The organism is Mesorhizobium sp. L-8-3 (genome assembly GCF_016756615.1).
In the GTDB taxonomy this organism is placed as follows: Bacteria; Pseudomonadota; Alphaproteobacteria; order Rhizobiales; family Rhizobiaceae.
The window spans coordinates 5,604,951-5,626,066 of the sequence record NZ_AP023262.1 but is presented as its reverse complement, the minus strand read 5'-3'; the positions used below and the strand labels follow the sequence as shown (position 1 = coordinate 5,626,066).

At 62.2% G+C, this 21,116-nt stretch carries 18 protein-coding genes and 1 pseudogene; 9 read left to right on the top strand and 10 right to left on the bottom strand.

From position 1 onward, the window contains the following. Positions 1–256: 256 nt before the first annotated feature. From JN302_RS26015 to JN302_RS26000, 4 genes and pseudogenes are all read right to left on the bottom strand, one after another. Positions 257–1,237, bottom strand: coding sequence for an ABC transporter substrate-binding protein (locus tag JN302_RS26015; protein WP_202329650.1), 981 nt, complete (start codon positions 1,235–1,237; stop codon positions 257–259). Between the two features lie 38 nt (positions 1,238–1,275). Next, positions 1,276–1,850 (bottom strand): annotated as a pseudogene (gfa, locus tag JN302_RS26010) (S-(hydroxymethyl)glutathione synthase). A gap of 45 nt (positions 1,851–1,895) precedes the next feature. Next, positions 1,896–3,023, bottom strand: coding sequence for an S-(hydroxymethyl)glutathione dehydrogenase/class III alcohol dehydrogenase (locus tag JN302_RS26005; RefSeq protein WP_202329649.1), 1,128 nt, complete (start codon positions 3,021–3,023; stop codon positions 1,896–1,898). 21 nt (positions 3,024–3,044) lie between these two features. Continuing rightward, a complete protein-coding gene (locus tag JN302_RS26000; RefSeq protein ID WP_202329648.1) occupies positions 3,045–3,674 on the bottom strand; it encodes a flavin reductase family protein in 630 nt (209 codons plus the stop codon). A gap of 27 nt (positions 3,675–3,701) precedes the next feature. Between JN302_RS26000 and JN302_RS25995 the strand changes: the two genes are divergently transcribed. Further along, positions 3,702–4,082, top strand: a complete 381-nt coding sequence (locus tag JN302_RS25995) for a hypothetical protein (RefSeq protein ID WP_202329647.1) — start codon at positions 3,702–3,704, stop codon at positions 4,080–4,082. A gap of 38 nt (positions 4,083–4,120) precedes the next feature. On the opposite strand, the gene JN302_RS25990 is transcribed toward JN302_RS25995, so the two are convergent. Both JN302_RS25990 and JN302_RS25985 read right to left on the bottom strand, forming a co-directional pair. Then, positions 4,121–5,026: a LysR family transcriptional regulator gene (locus JN302_RS25990; protein WP_202329646.1), complete on the bottom strand. Its 906-nt coding sequence runs from the start codon at positions 5,024–5,026 to the stop codon at positions 4,121–4,123. A 144-nt stretch (positions 5,027–5,170) separates the two neighbouring features. Then, positions 5,171–6,193 carry an aromatic ring-hydroxylating dioxygenase subunit alpha gene (locus tag JN302_RS25985; protein ID WP_202329645.1) on the bottom strand — a complete coding sequence of 341 codons (1,023 nt, stop codon included), beginning with the start codon at positions 6,191–6,193 and terminating at the stop codon, positions 5,171–5,173. A gap of 326 nt (positions 6,194–6,519) precedes the next feature. Here JN302_RS25985 and JN302_RS25980 point away from each other — a divergent pair, with 326 nt between their 5' ends. Beyond that, positions 6,520–7,743 carry a CoA transferase gene (locus tag JN302_RS25980; protein ID WP_202329644.1) on the top strand — a complete coding sequence of 408 codons (1,224 nt, stop codon included), beginning with the start codon at positions 6,520–6,522 and terminating at the stop codon, positions 7,741–7,743. A gap of 18 nt (positions 7,744–7,761) precedes the next feature. After that, positions 7,762–9,423 (top strand): acyl-CoA dehydrogenase family protein, encoded by a 1,662-nt coding sequence (locus JN302_RS25975; RefSeq protein ID WP_202329643.1) that lies wholly within the window; start codon positions 7,762–7,764, stop codon positions 9,421–9,423. Between the two features lie 441 nt (positions 9,424–9,864). Here JN302_RS25975 and JN302_RS25970 read toward each other — a convergent pair whose 3' ends face one another. Beyond that, entirely contained in the window at positions 9,865–11,868 is a 2,004-nt protein-coding gene (locus tag JN302_RS25970; protein ID WP_202329642.1) for a GGDEF and EAL domain-containing protein, read from the bottom strand. Positions 11,869–12,149: 281 nt separating this feature from the next. Here JN302_RS25970 and JN302_RS25965 point away from each other — a divergent pair, with 281 nt between their 5' ends. Then, positions 12,150–13,190 carry a class I SAM-dependent methyltransferase gene (locus JN302_RS25965; RefSeq protein WP_202329641.1) on the top strand — a complete coding sequence of 347 codons (1,041 nt, stop codon included), beginning with the start codon at positions 12,150–12,152 and terminating at the stop codon, positions 13,188–13,190. Between the two features lie 337 nt (positions 13,191–13,527). On the opposite strand, the gene tagH is transcribed toward JN302_RS25965, so the two are convergent. Then, on the bottom strand, positions 13,528–14,655 hold the full coding sequence (tagH, locus tag JN302_RS25960) for a type VI secretion system-associated FHA domain protein TagH (protein ID WP_202329640.1): 1,128 nt from the start codon (positions 14,653–14,655) through the stop codon (positions 13,528–13,530). Positions 14,656–15,102: 447 nt separating this feature from the next. On the opposite strand from tagH, the gene JN302_RS25955 reads away from it, so the two are divergent. Beyond that, positions 15,103–15,627, top strand: a complete 525-nt coding sequence (locus JN302_RS25955) for an OmpA family protein (RefSeq protein WP_202306881.1) — start codon at positions 15,103–15,105, stop codon at positions 15,625–15,627. A gap of 147 nt (positions 15,628–15,774) precedes the next feature. On the opposite strand, the gene JN302_RS25950 is transcribed toward JN302_RS25955, so the two are convergent. Both JN302_RS25950 and JN302_RS25945 read right to left on the bottom strand, forming a co-directional pair. Then, the gene (locus tag JN302_RS25950; protein WP_202329639.1) at positions 15,775–18,105 is read right to left on the bottom strand and encodes a peptidoglycan DD-metalloendopeptidase family protein; all 2,331 of its coding nucleotides are present in this window, start codon (positions 18,103–18,105) and stop codon (positions 15,775–15,777) included. Then, entirely contained in the window at positions 18,102–18,515 is a 414-nt protein-coding gene (locus tag JN302_RS25945; protein ID WP_244742130.1) for a DUF1036 domain-containing protein, read from the bottom strand. Before JN302_RS25945 ends, JN302_RS25950 begins: the two co-directional genes overlap by 4 nt. A 347-nt stretch (positions 18,516–18,862) precedes the next feature. On the opposite strand from JN302_RS25945, the gene JN302_RS25940 reads away from it, so the two are divergent. The 4 genes from JN302_RS25940 to JN302_RS25925 are packed head-to-tail and all read left to right on the top strand — an operon-like array spanning position 18,863 to position 20,853. After that, entirely contained in the window at positions 18,863–19,285 is a 423-nt protein-coding gene (locus tag JN302_RS25940; protein WP_202306878.1) for a hypothetical protein, read from the top strand. A gap of 13 nt (positions 19,286–19,298) precedes the next feature. Next, positions 19,299–19,997 carry a MotA/TolQ/ExbB proton channel family protein gene (locus tag JN302_RS25935; protein WP_202329638.1) on the top strand — a complete coding sequence of 233 codons (699 nt, stop codon included), beginning with the start codon at positions 19,299–19,301 and terminating at the stop codon, positions 19,995–19,997. Between the two features lie 14 nt (positions 19,998–20,011). Next, entirely contained in the window at positions 20,012–20,443 is a 432-nt protein-coding gene (locus JN302_RS25930) for an ExbD/TolR family protein (protein ID WP_202329637.1), read from the top strand. After that, on the top strand, positions 20,440–20,853 hold the full coding sequence (locus tag JN302_RS25925; RefSeq protein ID WP_202329636.1) for an ExbD/TolR family protein: 414 nt from the start codon (positions 20,440–20,442) through the stop codon (positions 20,851–20,853). Before JN302_RS25930 ends, JN302_RS25925 begins: the two co-directional genes overlap by 4 nt. Positions 20,854–21,116: the final 263 nt, after the last annotated feature.

The window sequence follows — 21,116 nt, the reverse complement described above, 5'->3', positions numbered from 1 at the left end:
ACAAAAGGTCGAGCTGGAGCGCCGGCGTTCAGCTCTGGAACCGGCCGTAGCACCACGTCCGACATAACCTTGATCGGCTGGAAAAACGCAACTGCCCGTCGACAGAAAGCCGGGCTTGTCGTGCCGCGTGCGGATGAACGTACATGGAATGAGCGGGCTTAATGGCGCGACCGCTCGCGGGGCATCCCGATCCCCGGCGCGTCGGGGATCGGGAACTCGAGTTCGGCGCGGTTTTCACTTGCGCCGACGCCCGTGGTCATGGCTCGAGGAGCGAGTTCGTGTAGAAGTCGGACGAAGGCTTCCGTAGCGCCCCTTCTTCCGTCGACAGGATCAGCTCCTGCGCATCGGAAATGGTCTTTTCGTCCGTCCAGCCATGCGGCTTTCCAGCAGGTGAACTCAGGCTGGCCGACGTCTTTACAATCGTCGTTCTGACCAGTGCTTCCGAAGGAGCCGCGCCCCAGGCGTTCATGAGCGCCTTCGTGGCGGCGGTCGGATCCTTGCGCGCGAAATCGATCGACTCATTCGTGGCGGTAAAGAACCGCTTCAGGATGTCGGCATTGTCGGAAAGGCCTTTGTTGCTGACCACCGCCGCCAGCCCGGGTACGGACAAGCCATATTTGGGCAGATCCAGTACGGCGAATTTGGTTCCGCTTCGTTCCTCTATCAGCGGAAGATCCACATTGGTGTATACGGTGATCAGGTCGATCCGACCTTGCATGAACTGAGGTATCTTCGATTGAGGGTCGATCTGAACCTGCTTGATCTTGTCGCAGTCGATGCCGTTTATCTTGCAGAATACGTTCAGATAACTCGTTGCGGTGTCGCCGATGGAAACCGCAAGCGAGCGGCCCTCCATGTCCTTGGGGGTTGTCACCGGCTTGTCGGGCTGGGAAATGAAGGCGAATGGCGTGCTCGGTTGATAAAGGGCCGCGATCTTGACCGGCATGCCTTTCTGGATAGCGGAAATGGCAAAGATGGCGGGGACGATCACGACATCCTCGTTGCCTTGAACAAGTGAACCGAGTGCGGCTTGCGCCCCCGCGCCCTCTCCCAACTGGACGTCGATATCGTGTTTCGCGTAGATACCCTCATCCTTGCCCAGGTAGAAGAAGCTGTATTCGCCCTTGAGTTTCCAGCTGAAGCGCACCTTGACCGTGTCGGTTGCCCAACTCGGGGCCGACATCAACGCTGCGCTTGCGGCAAGCAAAGCGATGGCTATTGTCTTGGCTATTCGCATTGATCTTTCTCCCATTTCCAAGCTTATCGAGGCGAATTCTAGGCCCTCAGCACGCCGGATTCTCGGGCCACCCAGGTGGCGACGTAGTCCATTAGCGCCGGCGACAGGCAGTCATAGGGCTCCAGCCCGAGTTCCCTGAGCCTCGCCCGCACGCCGTCCATCTCGTCCGGGCCGACACCCGCTTCGATGATCGATGACACGAAGGCCGCAAAGCCGGGCTCTGCCCAGCCGGCTTCCTGGAAGCGCTCCGGATGGATGAAGTCCAACCCCTTGAAAGCATGGTCGCGCTCGACCGGACCGTACATATGCACGCCGCAAGCCTTGCAGGCGCGGCGCTGGATCAGCGCCGACGCGTCGACCACGGCCAGCTTGTCGCCATTCTCCAACACCGTCACATTCTCATGAGCGGCGACCGCGACGATCGAGAACTTTGCGCCGGCCGGCTTCCAGCATTTGGTGCAGCCGCAGGCGTGGTTGTGCGCGATCTGCCCCTTGATCGCCACCTTCACCGGGCGATCCGCGCAGGCGCAAACCAGGGTGCCGCCGGTGAAATCGGCGCTGCCGGGCCTCACCCGTCATCGATTGCCGGATGTATCGATACCTTGTCCGCCATGAGCCTTCTCCTCCTGTGGCTGCTCGCTATTGGTTCCGGGCTGGGTCAGTACACCACGACGCTTCTGATCGACTTGCCCTCATGCATGAGGTCGAAGCCGGTGTTGATCTCGTCGAGCGTCAGCGTGTGGGTGATCATCGGGTCGATCTCGATCTTGCCGTCCATGTACCAGTCGACGATCTTCGGCACGTCGGTGCGGCCGCGCGCGCCGCCGAAGGCGGTGCCTTTCCACACCCGGCCGGTGACCAGCTGGAACGGCCGCGTCGCGATCTCCTGGCCGGCGCCGGCGACGCCGATGATGATCGACTGGCCCCAGCCGCGATGCGACGCCTCGAGGGCCTGGCGCATCACCTTGACGTTGCCGGTGCAGTCGAAGGTGTAGTCGGCGCCGCCGATCTGGTCGGCGCCGCGCCTGGTCAGGTTGACGAGATAGGGGACGATGTCGCCCTCGACCTCCTTCGGATTGACGAAATGCGTCATGCCGAAGCGCTCGCCCCAGGCCTTCTTGTCGTCGTTGAGGTCGACGCCGATGATCATGTCGGCGCCGGCCAGCCGCAGCCCCTGGATGACGTTGAGGCCGATGCCGCCCAGGCCGAAGACGATCGCGGTGGCGCCTTCCTCGACCCTGGCGGTGTTGATGACGGCGCCGATGCCGGTGGTGACGCCGCAGCCGATGTAGCAGATCTTGTCGAACGGCGCGTCGGGATTGACCTTGGCCAGCGCGATCTCCGGCAGCACGGTGAAGTTGGAGAAGGTCGAGCAGCCCATGTAGTGGAACACCTTGTCCTTGCCGATCGAGAAGCGGCTGGTGCCGTCGGGCATCAGGCCCTGGCCCTGGGTGGTGCGGATGGCGGTGCACAGATTGGTCTTGCGCGACAGGCAGGACGGACACTGCCGGCATTCGGGCGTGTAGAGCGGAATGACATGGTCGCCCTTCTTCAGGCTGGTCATCCCTCTGCCGACATCGACGACGATGCCGGCGCCCTCATGGCCGAGAATGGCGGGGAAGATGCCCTCGGGGTCGGCGCCGGACAAGGTGAACTCGTCGGTGTGGCAGATGCCGGTCGCCTTGACCTCGACCAGCACCTCGCCCTCGCGCGGCCCGTCAAGGTCGACCTCCATGATTTCGAGCGGCTTTCCGGCAGCGACGGCAACGGCGGCGCGGGTCTTCATATCGTCTGTCTCCGGCATTTTTCAGATATCAAGCACAAGCTGTTTTGACCTTGCGCGCGAGCAACAGATCGCGATCATGCTGTTTCCGATTTTCTCTGCATTGGTCTGGAACGTATCCCTGTGGTCGACCTCGCCGCTGATGACTTTGGTCAGGCAGGTGCCACATATGCCCTGTTCGCACGACAGGATCGGACAGATGCCGGCTTCCTCCAGAGTTTCGGCTATCGATTTGTTGTGCCTTACAAGCAGGACCTTGCCGGTTCGGGCGGTTACCACTTCGAACTCCTCTTCGCCGTCGACTGCCGCCGACACAAAGCTCTCCGTGTGGATCCTCTCCGGCCGGATGCCCGACCGTCGCGCCGCGCCCGTCACGAATTCCATGAAACCTCGCGGCCCGCAGACATAGACTGCCGATGTCTGCGTAAGATCTGCAAAGGCGTTGTCCGGGTTGAAACGCTGCTGTGGGCCACCGTCGTCGAGATGAAGCTCAAATCTCGCGGCAAAGGGGCTGGTCGAGATCTCGTCCACGAACGCCGCCCGTTCCCTGGACCGCACACAGAGGTGGAATGCAAAGTCAGTGCCTTTGGCGGTCAGGCGATACGCCATGGACAGGATGGGCGTAACGCCAATGCCACCGGCGACCAGCACCACCTTTACGTCGTCTTCCGCCAGGCAGAAATGGTTCCTGGGTTCGCCGATCCGGATGATATCGCCGGCCCGGAAGGATTCATGGATGGCCTTCGAGCCGCCGCGGGATTGGGGTTCCTTCTGGATTGCAAGGCGATAGTAGGAACAGTCGCTGGGGTCGTTGGAAATGGAGTACTGTCGGATCGTCCTCTCATCGATAAAGACGTCGACATGCGAGCCTGCGGAGAATGGCGGGAAACGGCCGCCATTCGCGGGAGAAAGCTCCACGCAAACAATATCTTCGGCGACGATTTCGATGCGGCGTATCAGGGCATGGATTTGACGGTTCTTTTCGAAACTCATCGGAAGCACGTTTCCACTTCATCAATGAAATCCCGGCCGGAACCGGGCTCTATCGATTGGAAAGTGTAGGTCGGGCTTCCGACATCCGGAAATTGGGATTCTGGAGGTCAGATATCCACAGCGCCGATAGATGAGCTCTTGGACTGAAAGCGTTGGCTCGCAACGCTCACGATCTGCTCCCGCAGCCACTGCAGCCCGGGATCACGGTCATGCGAGGGACGCCATTGCAATACGTCCGTCATGACCGGCAGCTCAAAGGGGACGGCGACGGTTCTGATCGGCAGATACGCTCCTGCCCGCGCCGCAAGGTCTTTGGGGACCAGAGCGAGGAATTCCGTTCCCACCAGTGCGTCCGGCAGGAGCGTGAAGCTTGGCGCGGTGATGCCAGCCCGGGGGGCTCGTCCGAATTGCTTGAGGAACCACGATTCGATGAATGTCGTTCGCTCGCTGAACGCTTGTGCGTGACGAGCCTCCAGAAAATCCTCAAGCGAGATGGACGCGCCGATCTGTTCGTTGCCGTCCCAGACGATACACACATAGGGGCTCGGGGGCAGGGGTTCGAAATGGCAGTCTTCCAGCATGAATCGATCCGGCACGATCAGCATGTCGATATCTGTCTTGTAAAAACGGGTGCTGGGCCCGCGGTAGTAGATGTTCACGGATGGAGCGTTCTTTCGGAGGGCCGAAATGATGTCCAGGATGAGGGTTGCCCAGACATAGTCGGAGCAGGCGATGGTGAATTGGCGGTCCGACGTCGCCGGGTCGAAGGCGCTTCGCATAGACAGGAGCCTTTCCGTGTCGGACAAGATCGCGCGAAGCGGAACGACCAGTTCTTCCGCCAAGGGAGTCAGCGTCATGCGCCGACCGGTCCTGACCACCAACTCGTCTTCGAAGTGCTCACGAAGACGCGACAGGATTCCACTGGTTGCGGACTGACTGAGGCAAAGCCGTTCGGAGGCCCGCGTGATGTTCTGGTGCGTCAGGATTGCGTCCAGGGCGACCAGCAGGTTCATGTCCAGATGCCGGAATCGCACGGCCCGCTCCAGAACGGCTGAGTTTGCAGACACGTTAGCCCATCCCCTGGATGCAAGCCACAAACGACGACAGGAAGGCGCCGCAGGCTCAGCCCGCGACGCCTTGTTCTTGGCCCGATCCGATCAGCTATGGCGTTCAGCCTGCAGTCTGGCCTCAACGACCCGCCGTGCCCGGACAGCCGGCCCGTCCGTCTGCAGCAGGACGGGATTGAGCGACATCAACTCGCTGGTGTCGATCATGCGCTGTTGTGCCTCGATAACGGGCTTGTCCTCGTCGTCGAAGACGGCGACGCCGACTCTGAGGAGTTCGGAGCTCAGCGCCGCATCGTCCTGGCGGAAGTCGCGCGACATCGCCCAGAAATAATGCGTGGTGAGCTCTGTTTCAGGCGTAAGCAAATGCGAGGTCGGGATCGACAGTCCCTCTTCGACCGGACGTCCAACGCCGGTCATGCCCACATCGAGGAGCAGCAGGGACGGCGACGACCAGCGCATGAAGTTCCGATGATCGCCACGCTGGTCCTTTGGATAGCCGAGCATCTGGAAGTATTTGTTGGGATACTGATTGGGCCGGGAGAATCGTGCCCAGACTTCATGCTCGGAAGGGTTTTTCTCGGGTTCGAAACGGGGTGGCCCTTCTGCATTCGTGAACATCGGATGGATATACTGACCATGGCTCAGATCGAGCAGGTTGTCCGAAATGAGCTGATAGTTCGCGTTGACATGAAGATAGCTGTTCACCGTGCAGAACTTCGGATCGGTGAGAACGCTGAATTCGGCGATGAGGCTCTCGTCGGCACGCTCGGCGTCACCCAGCCAGAGCCATGCGACATTGTATTTTTCGACGACCTTGTAGCTCTTCACGCGCGCGGCCCGAGGAATCTTCCCGTCGCCATGCGGATTCAGCGTGCAAGCGCCGGAGGGATCGAAGCAAAGCCCGTGATAGGCGCACTCGACAATGTCGCCCTTGAGCTTTCCGAGGTGGAGAGGCACGAACCGATGAGGGCAACGGTCCTCGATCGCTGCGACCCCACCCGACTCCTTGCGGAAGAAGACGATCTTCTCGTTGGCGATGGTTCGGGCGAGCATGTCGCGGCTAATCTCGCTAGACCATGCGGCCGCGTACCAGGTGTTCTTTATGAAAGCCATGGACTCCTCTCTGGCTCAAGTTGCTGAATAGGTCCCGGACGAAGTCTGGCATTCGCAAGCACATTCCAGAAATCGCGATTCTGGATGCGCACTATCGACAAAGCCGCTAGTTGATCGTCGCCCGGACCATGATGCATCGAAGAGGCCGCGCCTGCTGAGCGGCTGTGGGATTTGCTGGCGCTGGAGACGCTCGATTATCTGCTTACGGCCTCATGACGGCTATCCCGATCGACGGGATCACGATCGGCACTTCTGTTCGCCGGGCCAGGACAGACCGGTCGGCGACTGAAACCAAGGTGGCGCCAAAAGGGAGACAGAGTGCACCGATGTATGACGTCCTGAAAGGCATGCGCGTCGTGGAGGGCGCGTCCTTCATCGCCGGTCCGATATGCTGCCAGCATCTTCTCCAACTGGGGGCCGACGTCATCCGCTTCGACATGATCGGCGGTGGGCCGGACTACAGTCGCTGGCCCGTCACCGCGACGGGCGCCAGCCTTTACTGGGAAGGGCTGAACAAGGGCAAGAAGTCGATAGCGATCGATCTTTCGAGCGAGCGGGGACGCGATCTCGCCGTTCGTATCGCGACCGCGCCAGGCGACGATGCGGGCCTGTTCGTCACCAACTATCCGGTCGAAGGATTTCTTTCTCATGAGCGGCTCGCGGCGCGGCGCTCCGACATGATCACGGTGCGGGTGATGGGCTGGGCCGACGGCCGCAACGGCGTCGATTATACGGTCAATGCGGTGACAGGTTTGCCGGCCATGACTGGCCCGACGGGACTGCCGCAGGACCAGCCGGTCAACCACGTCCTGCCGGCCTGGGATCTGATCACCGGCTCCTATGCGGCCTTCTCGCTCATGGCCGCCGAGCGGCAGCGCCGCCTGACGGGGCAGGGGGCGGAGGTGCGGGTGCCGCTGAGCGATGTCGCCGCGACCTCCCTCGGACATACCGGCCAGATCGCGGAGGTGGTCGTGGGCGCCGACAGGCCGCGCCTTGGCAACGATCTGTTCGGCGCGCTCGGGCGCGACTTCGTCACGGCGGACGGCAGGCGCGTGATGATCGTGGCCATCACCGGCAAGCAATGGTCGTCCGTGGTCGAGGCACTGGAGATCGGCGCGCAGGTTTCGGCGATCGAAGCCGAACTCGGCGTCGCCTTCGCCCATGAGGGTCAGCGTTACCACCATCGCGCCCGGCTTTTCGAGTTGATGCAGGCGGCCATCGCGCGGCTTTCCCTGGCCGATGCGGCCGGCGTCCTGGAGAAGGCGGGCGTTTGCTGGAGCGTCTATCGCAAGCTTTCCGAGACCATCTCCGAAGAGCGGGGTTTCATCCGCGACAATCCTGTTTTTGCCGAGCAGAGGCACCCGGCGGGCTTCGCCTATCCGACTCCAGGCGCGGCTGCTACCTTCGCCGGTCTCGGTCGTGCGCCGGCGCCGCGCGCGCCGCGTCTGGGCGAGCATACCGACGAAGTGCTCGCCGAGGTGCTGGGGCTCTCGACCGCCGAAATAGCGCGCCTTCACGATGACGGCATCGTCGCAGGGCCGCACTCGTAGATGCAGGACGGATCAGCAATGGACCGGACGACAGGCATATCCGACGCCGTGCTCGCGCGTGCCCACGCGGCCCTCGCGGCGGCCCGCGCATATGCGGCGACGGCGAAGCATCATGTTGCGCAGCGTGTCGCGAAAGACGGCTGTCCCGACGCATCGGCCCTGGACAGGGAGCAGCGCGCCGTGCACGGCCTTGCCTGGATCGCCACCGTGGTGGAAGCGCTGGCGCAGACCGAACGCTGGGGACGGAACCTGGGACAGTCCGGCGCTCTCGGCGAAGCCGAGCGGCTGGTGCTGGAGATCGCCTTCGGGGAGTATCTGAACCAGCTTGTCGGCGGCATCCCGATCGGGCCGAACGAGATCCTGCGACCGATCGATCTCGGCCTCGGCGAAGCGGTGCGGATGCTCGGCGGCACGCCCGAGGTGGCCGCGCTTGCCGCCGGCGGCAATTCAGCGGCCAATCGCTTGCGGCTGATGGAACTCATCGAAGGTGGCGCGCCTATCTCCGATGCCCTTGGCGACGACGGTCTCGACATGATCCGCGGCACCTATCGGCGCTTCGCCGATGAGCGGGTCGCACCCGATGCCCACAAATGGCATCTCGCCGACGAATTGATCCCCGACATGATCGTCGCCGAGATGGCCCAACTCGGCACCTTCGGCGTGTGCATCGATACCGAATTCGGCGGCCTCGGCCTCGGCAAGCTCGCCATGTGCGTGGTGACGGAGGAATTGTCACGGGGCTGGATCGCCGCCGGGTCGCTCGGCACGCGCTCGGAAATCGCCGGCGAAATCATCCTCACCGGCGGCACGCCGGAGCAGAAGGCGACATGGCTGCCGAAGATCGCCTCTGGCGAGGTCCTGCCGACGGCGGTGTTCACCGAACCGGACACGGGCTCCGACCTCGGCAGCCTGCGCACGCGCGCGATCCGGTCGACGGAAGGGTGGAGCATCCACGGCAACAAGACCTGGATCACCCATGCCTCGCGCAGCGATCTGATGACGATGCTGGTCCGGACCGATCCGGACACGAAAAGCCATGAGGGGTTGAGCATGCTGCTTGCCCCGAAACCGCGCGGCTTGTCGGGCGATCCTTTTCCGGCAAAAGGAATGAGCGGGGGCGAGATCAAGGTGCTCGGCTATCGCGGGATGAAGGAGTACGAACTCTCCTTCGACGGCTTCCACGTCCCCGCCGACGGTCTGCTGGGTGGACAGGAAGGGCAGGGCTTTAAGCAGTTGATGCGAACATTCGAAGGCGCGCGCATCCAGACAGCCGCGCGCGCCGTGGGCGTGGCGCGCAACGCCTACGAACTTGGCCTGCGTTATGCGATGGAGCGCCGGCAGTTCGGTCGGTCCATCATCGATTTCCCTCGGATTTCGGACAAGCTCGCGCTGATGGTCGTCGAGACCGTGCTGGCGCGCGAGCTCACCTATTTCGCGGCGCGCGAGAAGGACAAGGGCCGTCGCTGCGACATCGAGGCGGGCATGGCAAAGCTGCTCGCTGCCCGCGTCGCCTGGACGAGCGCCGACGCCGCGCTCCAGATCCATGGAGGCAACGGCTATTCGATGGAGTTCGAGATCAGCCGGGTGCTCTGCGATGCGCGTATCCTCAGCATCTTCGAGGGCGCGGCCGAGATCCAGGCGCATGTCGTCGGCAGGGGCCTCCTCTCCGGCCGCCGATGAACTCGCCTCTTGCGGACAAAGCGCTCGGCAGACAACAGATCACGGTTCTCGCTGAACAAAACCCGGCTAAACCGAAGGTTGCGGCCCCAAACCGCCGAAAGCTGAGTCTATTGAGTCGGTTGAGCTGAAAATCGGTTTCGAGAAGTGTCAATGTCGTAGCGCGATTCGACCTTCACTCTTCAGCCATTTTATGATTCGATTCGCCTGAAAACGCTCGTTGATGCAAGTGGGGCGTGTGTCCAGTAACGGAAAGGCCCCTTTTTCAGATATGCGAGTCAAATGAAGCAATTGCTTGTCTCTGGGCCCCAAACTTCAGGCTAAAGCATGTCTCCCGAAAGTAGGTACCGGTTTCGGGACAAAGACACGCGTCAAATCAAAGACCCACAGCGTGTTGTGTGATCCTTTTTCACGCAACGCGTTGCAGGGCATTGTGGCCGACATCTATGCCGTGCGGGCCGGCAGACACCTCGCCGGCGAGCGGCCCTGCGGAGGCACCTCGTTATGGATGTGATCGCCGCGCGTCGGGCGCCCCAGGTAGAAGCCTTGGGCCATGTCGATCCTCAATCGATGCAAGAGGTCGAGCTGTTCGGCGCTCTCGACGCCTTCGACCAGTATCTTGGGGCCACGATTGCGGACCAGTCGAACGATATCCTGGAACATATCGTTTCCGCGGACCGAAACGCAATCGTGCAGAAACGAGCGATCTACCTTGACCGTGTCGAACTCGATCAGACGCAGCCAGGACAGGCCCGCAAAGCCGGTTCCGAAATCGTCAAGCCAAATCTCGATGCCGAGCGTCTTGAGGTCTTCGATGCAGCGCAGCACATCCGAATGCATCTCCATCTCCAGACCTTCGGTGATCTCGAAGGCCAGGCGGTTGCCGGAGACGCCGGCTTCGCAGAGTAGCTGGGCAACCGATGCCGCGAAGCCCGGCATCTTCAGTTGCACGGGAGAGACGTTGATGGTGACAATGCGGGCGAGGTCATTGGCGATCACCTCGCGGCAGGCGGTCCGTATCGCCCAGCGGCCCAATTCAATTATGGCGCCGGTGCGTTCGGCGACCGGAATGAACAGGCTGGGCGGGACCGATGTGCCGTCCAGCATGCGCAGCCGCATGAGTGCTTCGAGCGCCTCGACCTGGTTCTTGCCGACATCCTTGATCGGCTGGTAGACAAGCGATACCAGCCCTGTCTCGATGGCGATCTTCAGAAGCGCGGCGATGTTCTCGCTTTCGTCGCTGCTTTGCGGGTCGTTCGGATCGAAGAGCTTGACGCAGTTGCGCCCGCTCGCCTTGGCGAGATAGAGCGCGCGATCGGCTTCGTTGATGATCTTTTCGAGCTTGCTGCCTGTATGCCGTCTTGCGATCGTCGCCCCGATGCTGACTGTCACGATGTGGACGCCGTCCCGACGCTGCTGATGCCTGAGGGCCAGTTTCTCCACGGCCCGACGCAATTCCTCGGCCAGATCCATTGCCTGTTCGGAATTCTTCACCGGGGCAATTACGATGAACTCCTCGCCGCCATATCGGCCGATCGTAACACTCTCGCCGATCGTCTTCCGTAGCGCTTCGGCGACCAGTACCAGGCACAGGTCGCCTTCCTGGTGACCGTAGCAATCGTTGAACCGCTTGAAGAAATCGACGTCGATAAGCATCGCGACGAAAGTCTCGCCCTGTCGTTGCCAGGCATCCCACAGGTCATGCAGCCTGTCGTCGATTGCGCGACGGTTCTCCAGGCCGGTCAGCGGATCGGTGCGCGACAGCCGTAGCAACTCCTTGCCGCGTTCTGTCGCCTCGGCATGCTGGAACTTGGCTTCCAGCTCGTTGAGAAATACGTTGTAGCGTTCTCGATTGAGCCTCCAGTTCACGTAGGAGGTAAAGACGAAGCAGGAGACGTAGAAGACGCCGAACGAAAGGTGATACACGTTCTTAAGCGGAAAATGGCTCAGGATGACGAAGAGCGACGCCACGAGCATCAGTCCTGAAACCAGCAGTGAAAAGCTGAAACGGAAGCTGAAGAACAGATTTGCGCTCATCATGAAGATGGCGCCAAAGACCAGGTAATAGGAGATCGTCTCCGTGTACTGCGTCGTGATGGACGAGAACAGCCAGCCGACATAGGCAAGGACCAGGGCGACGGCACAGGTGAATTCCATGTGCGACGCAGGCGAATGGTTGCGGAACTGCCATTCCACCATGAGCAGGGTTGCGACACCTACGCTGAAGCGCACTGCGATCGTCAGCGTCGCAACGTCTGGAATCAGCAGAATGTCCGTCGCCGAGAAGATGAGATAGACAAGCACGGCAACCCAGAGGCCGTGACGGACCGACATGCGCCGCGCTTCTTCGCGGTCGCTCCGATAGAGCGCCTGCAGATGTCCCGGCGACGGGCGTTCCTTCCGCTCGGGCAGATCGCTGTCGGTAGCGCCTGCCGTTGCCTGAGGCATACGCCTTGCGTCGGGGTGCGGCGAGATCTCCAGTGCCAAACGGCTTGCCTGTCGCATGACGCGCCCGCTGTCCCTCTACGCCAATGGCATATGAGCAAGCCCGGCGTGAAGACGATCATGGCACTGCGGATGGAAATTTCCGTTAAAACGGCGACTAAGTTTTCTCTGCGTTAGCGTTTTGTAAAGACCCTCCCAAAAATACTAATCAAATACGAGACAAATGTTGCAACTGCGAAGGGTGGCGCATGCGGTTGCAGCTCTAGGTGGCGGGGGCTGTCAGTATGATCAACCGACCAGTACTGGACGGCGAAAGTCTCATCACTCCGACGGCCATGGCAGCCGACGTCGTATCCCGATACGGCCCTTCCAGGCGAGATCAATTCGCTACCGCAACTGCGGAACTTGGCCTGATCCTCCATACGGCGCAGCAGTGGTTTGAAGGTGGCACGGACCCGGTGCAAACGATGCGCTGGACGGTCGAGGCGTTGCACAAGACGCGCCGCAAGCTCGATCCGGCAGTCTGGCGCGAACTGATACCGATCGCGCAAAACCACCCCGTTGCAGCGTTCTTCCACGAGGATCCCTTCACGCGCTGGTCTTTCGAGAAGAACAGGGGGTATTCGGGCGATGCCCAGCTCCTCGATTTCATCTACCAGCATGAGAGTATCCTGGGCAGCGCGACCAGCGCAACGCCGATCGGTCGCGAGCTCTATGCCTTCAGCAAATACTATCCCTCTTGCGTGGCCGTGAGGGAGCGGCGCGATATCCTGGCGCAGAAGGTGGATGAGATCGCGGACGCAAAAGGGCCGGGAACAGAGGTGCTGGCGATTGCGGCCGGGCACTTGCGCGAAGCCGAGAAGTCAGCCGCCCTGAGGAATGGCCGGATCACGCGCTGGGTCGCGCTCGACCAGGATCCGCTAAGCGTCGGTTCTGTCACTCGCGACTTCGCGGGCACTGCCGTCGAGGCGATCGATGGCTCCGTTCGCGGTCTGCTCACCGACGCCCACAAGCTGGGCCGGTTCGATTTCATCTATGCCGCCGGTCTCTATGACTATCTGACCGACGCGGTCGCGATCCGGCTGAGCAGACGATGCATGCGTATGCTGAAGCCCAACGGCGTGTTGTTCTTTGCGAATTTTTCGCCGGAACTGACCGATGATGGCTACATGGAAACCTTCATGGACTGGACCCTGCTGCTGCGTTCGGAAGCGGATATGTGGAAAATCGTCAATGGCAGCGTCGACCGAAACTCCGTGGATGCTGACGTCTTCTTCGGCGAGAACCGAAACATCGTTTACGCAACGATTGCCAAGCGGGATTAGCGCGTGTCTCCCGAAAGCCGGTTTCGGGACAAAGACACGCGCCATATCAATGATTTCCAGCATGTCGCGTGAAACCTTTTTCACGCGACGCGCTGGAGGCCGCCGAACCTGAACCGATCGGCCGGCCTGTCCACTCATGCGTCTCTCGGACGATCAGGAACCTCAACCAACATCTCGCTGATCTCGGCATCAGTTCCCGCAGGTCAGGGCGGCGGCAGATCGATGGCGAACGTCGCAACCGACCGAGCGCACGGTTCCGACGGCCAGAACCAAACGTGCCTTCAATATTCGAGCCCAAACCGCCCTTCTGCGCGCCGCCTGACCCGGAGAGTTGTCACTATTTCTTGCCCGTCGCCTCGTCATAGGCTTCCGAGAAATAGGCAAGGAAGGCGTCGAGCATGCCGTTTTCGCCAGCATTGCGTTCCCCCCAACGCTGCACGAACAAGTCCCAGGCACGAGCTTTCGAGGAGGTGAAGGCGGAGCCCTGCGCCTTTGTTTCGATGACTTCCGGGGCCAGCGGGTCGAGCAGCCTTGCCAGCGCCTTTTGCATTGCCGTGTAGGTCGCGGTTTCGTGTTGCTTGAGATCCCCGAAGGCCTCTTCGAGGCTGGCCCTGGCGTCAAGATAGCCTGATCGCCTGCCTGCAAACATCGCTTCGATCACTTCCGGAGGACTTGGAACAAATTTGAGCGGATTGTTGTCCTGTCTTCCGATCATGGTCCGGTTCGAACTCTTTACCATCGCCTTGGCGGTCGCACGGGCCCTGAGCAACTCGCCGAGATGCTCGACGGTCAGCTTGACAAATTCGCCGATTTCCTCCGCAAGCACATTCTGATCTCGAGCCGCCAACATCTCGGGAGCGATCCCTGCCCCTCTGCAAAACGCATCGACGAATGCCTCGGCAGTCGGCTGACCGGAGCCGGCTCCCGTCACGTACCGCGCTGCCTCGTCCCGCCGGATGTCGCGCGCTTCGCAAGCGGCGGAGGCGGCAGCATCGCGCGCTTCGGCCTGGTCAGTCTGGACGACGAAAGCCGGCTCCCTTCGCAAGGGGCGATCCGGGCTCCCGGTTCCGCGTCCTTCCGCATCCTCCGGAGCGGGGTCCCGCCCATGTGCCGATGGGGCGAACTCCGACAAGGTGTGGCCCGCCGGGTCCCCTTCGACCGCAACCCTCACGATGTAGCTTCCGATCGCCAGCCTGTCGCCGTCGGAAAGCCGGAAAGGACTTCTCATCCTTTCGGAAGATCCGTTGAGGAACACGCCGTTCGTGGACCGGTCATAAAGGTAGTAGCCGCCGTTTTCGAAGCGGATTTCGCAATGTCGCCCCGAGATACGGCGGGACGGATCGGGTAGTGTCCAGTCAAGTTGCTGGTCACGCCCGATATGAAAGCCGTGCAGCGTCGCACGATAGAATGCGGGCGCACCTTTCGGCAGCATGTCCGCGTTGACGATTGTCAGAGTGATCGTCATCGGCGTCTCTTCAGACTTTCTCTCGCATTGGAAGCCTCCTTGCACCGCCAGGGAAGGCGCTGCAAGCCAGACCGATCCGCGCTGAGTACCAGCATGCGGCTATCCCGTTCAGCGGGCAAGGCCATCCGGCATTTCAGGCCATCTGGCATTTCGACCGCTCGGGCCTTTGTGTCTGCGTCGCGCCAACCGATGCGCCGCGAGATCTTCCGGGCAACCGGTCACCGATCGGCGCATGTGACGATCTTGCCCCGTCGTCGTCGATTGAGCCAAACAAACTCGAACTTTCGTCTTGCCCATGGCCGAGTCGGTGAAGATGGCTGCTGTGCTCGAGACTGCGGCAGCGCCAAGTGACGGCAGTAGGACGTTCGTTGACAGGGCAATGCCCGAGTCTTAATTTTGGCAGCCGGGTTTGGTACGAACTCGGCTTGCTGAACTGGAGATGCTGCCATGCGTGTGGTTGCCTCGACGCTAGTGGTAACAGCAGCGCTAGTGTCCACGAATGCATCGGCCGAGCCTGTCCAAGCGTCGGAAGATATCGTCGAGTTCTTTGCGAACGCGGTCGATCTCGGTGCCGCTCGCGGCATCTGCGTAGGCACGGAAGAGGAGTGCAAGAGCAAGACGCAGGCGCCCGTCAAGACCGGGCTCGACATGCTGGTCAATTTCGATCTCGACTCTGCCGAGCTTACTCCCGACGCGCGGGCGAAGCTCGACGAGTTCGCCAAGGCGCTCAAGGACAATCGCTTGAAGTCTCACAGCTTCGTCGTCGAGGGCTATACCGATGCGTACGGATCGGCCGGCTACAATCTCGGGCTTTCCGAACGGCGGGCGCGCTCCGTGACGACGTTCCTCCTGTCGAACGGCATCGAATCGTCACGCATCAGTTCGGTGGGCAAGGGCGAGGAGAACCCGCGCGTCGCCAATCCCTATGATGCGGTCAATCGGCGGGTCGAGATGCGCATCAATCTGCAATAGAGCGAACGAGGTTCGCTGGCGCGCCACTGGTTTTGACGCATCCGGTTGGCGTGGACACCGACGCATCCACGCGACCTCGATCGCCGGCGCGGGCCTCTGGGTCCACATGGCTATCGCTCCAACGGTCGATCTTGTCGACCGCTGGTTTCACAAGCTGGTCTGGGGCGGCAGGATGCCCGAGATCGCGGCCTTGTACTGCTCGAATTCCGGCGACGTCTGTTTGATCTCCCTGGTGACGGACGCGGGCTGCGTCGCGACGATCCCGCGGCGGCCACGCATCTTGGCTTCCGCCCAGTTCACCAGGTAGTTGACGGTCCTGCCTGCGAGGAAGGGGTTGGCCCGGATCACGTCCGAACTCAGCACACCGGCGAGCAGCTTGTCGCCGGGACTGGACAGAATCTGGTTGGCGCCCTCCGCGCCCAGGAAATGACAAAGGTAGAGCCGGCTGGCCGTGACCTGATGACCACGGGCCCGAAGATAGGCCTCGCCTTCGCGTGCCAGGTTGAGAACCATTTCGCGTGAAAGCGTCGCGTCAAATCGCAACGCCAGAAGCTCGGCGCGCGATAGCGTCCGTGCAAGATCGGGCCGGTATGTGTTCATCATCCTGATCCAGGTGGATTCGATGAACTGGCCGAGGCCGGTCGCCGTCGACAAGGGGTTCTTGGCGCGGGGGTCATTGGCGCTCTCAACCCGGATGATGCGATCCGTCAGTGCTTCGACAGCCGAGTTGTCGGAGGCCACGACGGTCGTCGTACCCAACGGATCGATGGCTTCGATACCCCGATGCAGTTCGAAATGAAGATGCGGACCGGTCGACAGCCCTGTCGTGCCGACATAGCCGATGACGTCGCCTGCCTTGACGGAGGTGCCGACGCCATCGTTCATGGCGAAACGCTGCAGGTGGGCGTAGCGCGTTTCGCGGCCGTCGGCATGCGAGATGCGCACGAGATTGCCGTAGTCTCCGCCGCTGCCCTGGAAGGCGATCTCGCCGTCGAAGGCTGCAAAGACAGGCGTGCCGACCGGCGCCATCCAGTCGACGCCCTTGTGGATGCGCACGGTTTTCAGGATCGGATGCATGCGCGGTCCGAAGGTGGAGGTCAGTACGCCGTTGACCGGCGTGACCATTCCATTGGTGACAGTAAGCGAGCGGACCTGGTCGTCTCTCGACACGCAGGCGAATTCGCCGTCGCCTTGCCGGAAGACGAAGCATTCCAGCATCTTCTCGGCGCCCTGTACGGCAACATAGAGCACCCGTCCGCCGACGCCGTCCTTGCTGCGCGCCGAGTTCGAATAGATCAGGACCAGGCGGTCGTCGTGGGCAGCGAATGCGTTCAGGTCCTGCCCGCGTGACAGATGCATGATGGCCTCGCCGATCACTGCGGTGGGAATGCTGTTTCGGGCAGCGGTCGAATAGATCGCGTCGAGCAGCCGGTACTGGCGCTTGGGGCCGCTGTCCTTCGGCTCGCCCGAATAGTTGAACAGATTGTCGCGCACCCATGGATCGGCGGCTGGGCCGAAGCGTCCAGATGCGTCGCGCGCTAGTGTACCGACGAACTTGTCGTTCCCGTAGATCGAAACCTGCTTCAGCGACAGCATCGAGGCGCGGCGGCCGGTCCGAAATCCACGCAAGGCCACGACGAAGCCGGGCTCGAGTGTGTCCCGGTGGAAGAACGCTTTCATGGCCTCTCCGGCAAGCTCGGCGTCTTCAGAGGAAAAGCGTCCCTCCAGGACGACGCTGTCGAGACTTCGGTTGACCAGCACCTTCACGAACGAATCCTCGGTGGTTTCGAATCTCTCCTGCTCAGGGGTCACCGTCGCCGCGGCGGTATTGTTCTCGATCTCGGTCCTGTCGAAATCGGGCAGATCGGCCACGCCCGAACTGATGGTCTGTCCCCAGCCGGCAGCCGAATCCCCGGTCGACAGAGCTTCAGTACCGGCTTGATCCCGCCGCGGCTGCTCGTCCGTGGCAGGAATGGCCTCGAGGTCGGCCGGCGCACCTGCCGCAGGCATTGTCGTCGCTGTCCGCTGGGCCTGGAAGAAGGCGAAGTCTTCCTGCGTGGAGGGGATGGTCGTCATGAAGCGTTCGCTGGAACTCAGCATCACGTCCGACAGGATTTCGATCTGCGGCGAAATCCCGGCCCCGGCGAGCGCGGCGGGCCGCTCGACCGAGCGGACCTGCGTCGCGCTGGCGCTGTCGCGAGTGAGGCTGATCCACATCGGGTCTCCGGGAAGATCGACGATCGCAGGAACATAGACCGGGGCGTCCGCCGGTATCAGCGCGGAACTTTCGGCCATCTCCAATTGATCGTCGTCGTCGCGGACCAGCCAATGGCTCGCCGTGACATAGAGACCGGCCACGAGGGCGAGGACGAGGAGGGCACCACACGCTGCAAGGACTTTCCTCCGCCGGGCACGCCGACGGTACGCCGCCAGCGCCTGCTTCTTAAGGCGGAAGCTGGCGTCTATGCCGTGCGTCATGGGCCTTGCCCCGTGAGGAACAGGGTCCAACGGACCTGAGCGAGCGTGTCGACCTCGTAAAAGGCAGCGGCGATGTGGCCGCGTTGCCAGCACTCCTCTATTCCGCGAATGGTGAAGCGCCGCTTCTCGATGCACATGTCGGTCGCGCCGCTGAGTATCGGATGACCGAAAACGTCGGTTGCGTAGACATAGATATAGCGGTTGCTCAGCTCTTCGCGGATGACATTGACGCACTGATTTGCGCCGACCGTCCACCAGCCGTCCGTCTGGAACGCGCTGTCGATCTCCTGGCCGACGGCCAGATTGACCACGTCGAGCGTCTGGTTGCACACGGTGAACTCGGCCCGAGCCGCCGTCGAAAGGAGCAGCGCGATGATGAGCGCCAGAAGCGCCGCTCGAGCCTTTGCCATCTGGCCGGTTTCCGGTAACCGTCGCGACGTTGCCATTGCCGTCCGAGCCTTGCCCGCGGACGATGGGCCGGCCCGCCACAGACCGGCGCCATTATCGACGACCATTTCCGAAATGGCAAAGACTTGATGATCGCGAACGGCCGACCCTAAGCAGGCTTGCGTGGCTTCGCCCGCGCTTCACCTGCCGGTCTCTTCTCTTGTCGCAGGTTCTTGTCGGAGGAAACCTGCTTTGGGCAACAGGCTTTCACTCTGGCTTCACGGTCCATTCGCTATTCCCTGGCCGCGAGGAAGCGCCTAGATTGAGTTGGCGGATAAGCTTGACGCATTGCAGCCTGGGAGATGCGTTGATGGCCTGTCGGAAGTTGCTCTATCGCATCATTGCTTCGGTCGGGGTCAGCGCGACGCCTGCCGCGGCGGAGGAAAAGGCCCTTTCGATCGAGCTGAACGATGCCGTGGACGTCGACGGCGGCTGTCGGCTTGCCTATGTCGCCATGAACGGGACAGGAGTACTGCTCGACAAGACGTCCTTCGACGTCTTCACCTTCGACAAACAAGGCAAGGTCGGCCAGTCGCTCGTCTTCCAGTTCGGCCGCCTTCCGGCGGGCAAGACGAAAGTCGTGCAGTTCGACCTTGCCGGCCAGTCCTGCGCGACGATTTCGCGCCTGCTGATCAACGACATCACCGAATGCGTCGCCGAGGGGAAGAACTCGACGATATGCATAGATGCCCTGAAGACGACGGCGCGCACGTCGATATCCTTCGGGCTGTAGCCGGGGACCGCCGATGCTCGACGTCCTGATCGATCAACTGGGTTCGGCCGGCGGCCCGGTGCTGATAGCCTTGGTTGCCGTCTCCATCGTCGCGACCACGGTGGCCATCTTCAAGGTCGTCCAACTCGCCCGCATGGGCGCCGGGCGGTCGCGGGCGGCTCGAAATGCCGTTGCCATCTGGGCCACGGGTGACCGGGCGAGGGCACTCGACGAGGCGGCCAGGGAGACCTCGCCGGCTTCGGCCACGGTGGTCAGCGCGATGAAATCCCTCATGCGGCACCCGGGAGATCGGCAACGGGCCCAGGAAATTGCCGGGCAGACGGCGCTCGACCAACTGACCGAGCTGTCGCGCTATCTGCGAATCCTGGAATCGGTGGTGCAGGCCGCGCCTATGATGGGGCTGCTCGGCACGGTTATCGGCATGATTTCCGCCTTCGGCGAGTTGTCCCAGCGCAGCGGCGCCATTGATCCATCCGCGTTGGCGACCGGCATCTGGGCTGCGCTTCTGACGACGGCCGCGGGGCTCGCCATAGCCATTCCTTTCTACTTCGTCTGGGTATGGCTCGACTCGCGGGTGGAGGACGAACGAGCGACCATGGACGCGGCGATCGGTGCCGTGCTCAGCGTCGAGGCGGGGGCAGATTCCGGCCAGCGTGGCGCGGCGCGGGAGCGAGAGGAGCCCGGCACCGCGACCCGCCCGGCAACGGCTTGAAACGGGAGATCACCGTGGGCCGGCACAGGATACGCTGGCAGCCCGCACGCCGACGTGCCTTGTTCGCACTGACGCCGCTGATCGACATCATGTTCCTGCTGCTCATCTTCTTCATGTTGTCGTCCCAGATCGCACCTTATTCCCTCATGCCGATCGGGAACGTCGCGACCGGAATCGAGGACGGAAACCAGACGGGCGATGCCGCGCGGACACGCGACCTCGCCATCCGGGTCTCACACGGTTTCGTCAGCGTCGGTGGCGAGGCCATCCCCTTTGAAGAACTCCAGCCGGCGCTCAGCCACCTGATTTCGCGTGGCTCCACCGGCTTCCTGCTGATTGCCACGAGGTCGGCGAGCGTCCAGGACATCGTCACCACCCTCGAGGCCCTTCAAGCGGTCTCCGCCGGGAGGGTGACGCTGGTCGATGCGACCGGGAGCACGCCATGAGCTACCTCCCGTCTCGCCCCAGACGGCCGCGGCACGACTTCTCGCTGACCGTCATCAACATCGTTTTCCTGCTGCTGCTTTTCTACCTGGCAACCGGCAGCCTGATCAAACGCAACGAACTGGAGACGGATGTCCCGGTCACGCTGGACCTGCCGTTGGAGCGGCTCCCGCGGCCGCTTCTGCTGATTGCGGCGGACCGTTCGCTCTCCCTCGATGGCGCGCCGCTGACCATGGACGAGTTCCCGACGATGGTCCGCGAGGCGGCATCCGCAGGTGGCTTCCTGAATGTCCTTGCAGACCGCTCGATGGCCGGCCGCGACTTTCTCGAGGTCCTGGCGCGTGTCGACGCGGCTGGTGTCCCGGTCCGGATCGTAACGATGCGGGAGACGATTGCCGGAGCCGGTCCATGAAGCGACAATCGGAGCCGGCGCTTTGGCTTGGCGCCTTCTGCGCTTCGCTGGCATTGCACGCAGCGATCACAACGGGCCTGATCCTCGTGCCGGCGAGCCGGCCGAGGGAACCGCCGAGTACGAGCATCGCCCTCTATTCCATCCGTCGCGCCCACGTCGGCGAGGCAAGTCCTCCCTTGGCATTGGCTCCGGTGGCTCCCTCGGCAGGAACGGCGACTGCAGTCGGGCAAAAGGAGATCGCCAGCCAGCCGCCGACGGCACTT

Coding starts and splice junctions, on each gene's coding strand:
- JN302_RS25945 (WP_244742130.1), bottom strand. CDS start 18,515: ATGGCAAAGGCTCGAGCGGCGCTTCTGGCGCTCATCATCGCGCTGCTC.
- JN302_RS25975 (WP_202329643.1), top strand. CDS start 7,762: ATGGACCGGACGACAGGCATATCCGACGCCGTGCTCGCGCGTGCCCAC.
- JN302_RS25955 (WP_202306881.1), top strand. CDS start 15,103: ATGCGTGTGGTTGCCTCGACGCTAGTGGTAACAGCAGCGCTAGTGTCC.
- JN302_RS25995 (WP_202329647.1), top strand. CDS start 3,702: ATGGTTCCTGGGTTCGCCGATCCGGATGATATCGCCGGCCCGGAAGGA.
- JN302_RS25985 (WP_202329645.1), bottom strand. CDS start 6,193: ATGGCTTTCATAAAGAACACCTGGTACGCGGCCGCATGGTCTAGCGAG.
- JN302_RS25965 (WP_202329641.1), top strand. CDS start 12,150: ATGATCAACCGACCAGTACTGGACGGCGAAAGTCTCATCACTCCGACG.
- JN302_RS25950 (WP_202329639.1), bottom strand. CDS start 18,105: ATGACGCACGGCATAGACGCCAGCTTCCGCCTTAAGAAGCAGGCGCTG.
- JN302_RS25990 (WP_202329646.1), bottom strand. CDS start 5,026: ATGAACCTGCTGGTCGCCCTGGACGCAATCCTGACGCACCAGAACATC.
- JN302_RS26015 (WP_202329650.1), bottom strand. CDS start 1,237: ATGCGAATAGCCAAGACAATAGCCATCGCTTTGCTTGCCGCAAGCGCA.
- JN302_RS25940 (WP_202306878.1), top strand. CDS start 18,863: ATGGCCTGTCGGAAGTTGCTCTATCGCATCATTGCTTCGGTCGGGGTC.
- JN302_RS25925 (WP_202329636.1), top strand. CDS start 20,440: ATGAGCTACCTCCCGTCTCGCCCCAGACGGCCGCGGCACGACTTCTCG.
- JN302_RS25935 (WP_202329638.1), top strand. CDS start 19,299: ATGCTCGACGTCCTGATCGATCAACTGGGTTCGGCCGGCGGCCCGGTG.
- JN302_RS25980 (WP_202329644.1), top strand. CDS start 6,520: ATGTATGACGTCCTGAAAGGCATGCGCGTCGTGGAGGGCGCGTCCTTC.
- JN302_RS25970 (WP_202329642.1), bottom strand. CDS start 11,868: ATGCCTCAGGCAACGGCAGGCGCTACCGACAGCGATCTGCCCGAGCGG.
- tagH (WP_202329640.1), bottom strand. CDS start 14,655: ATGACGATCACTCTGACAATCGTCAACGCGGACATGCTGCCGAAAGGT.
- JN302_RS26005 (WP_202329649.1), bottom strand. CDS start 3,023: ATGAAGACCCGCGCCGCCGTTGCCGTCGCTGCCGGAAAGCCGCTCGAA.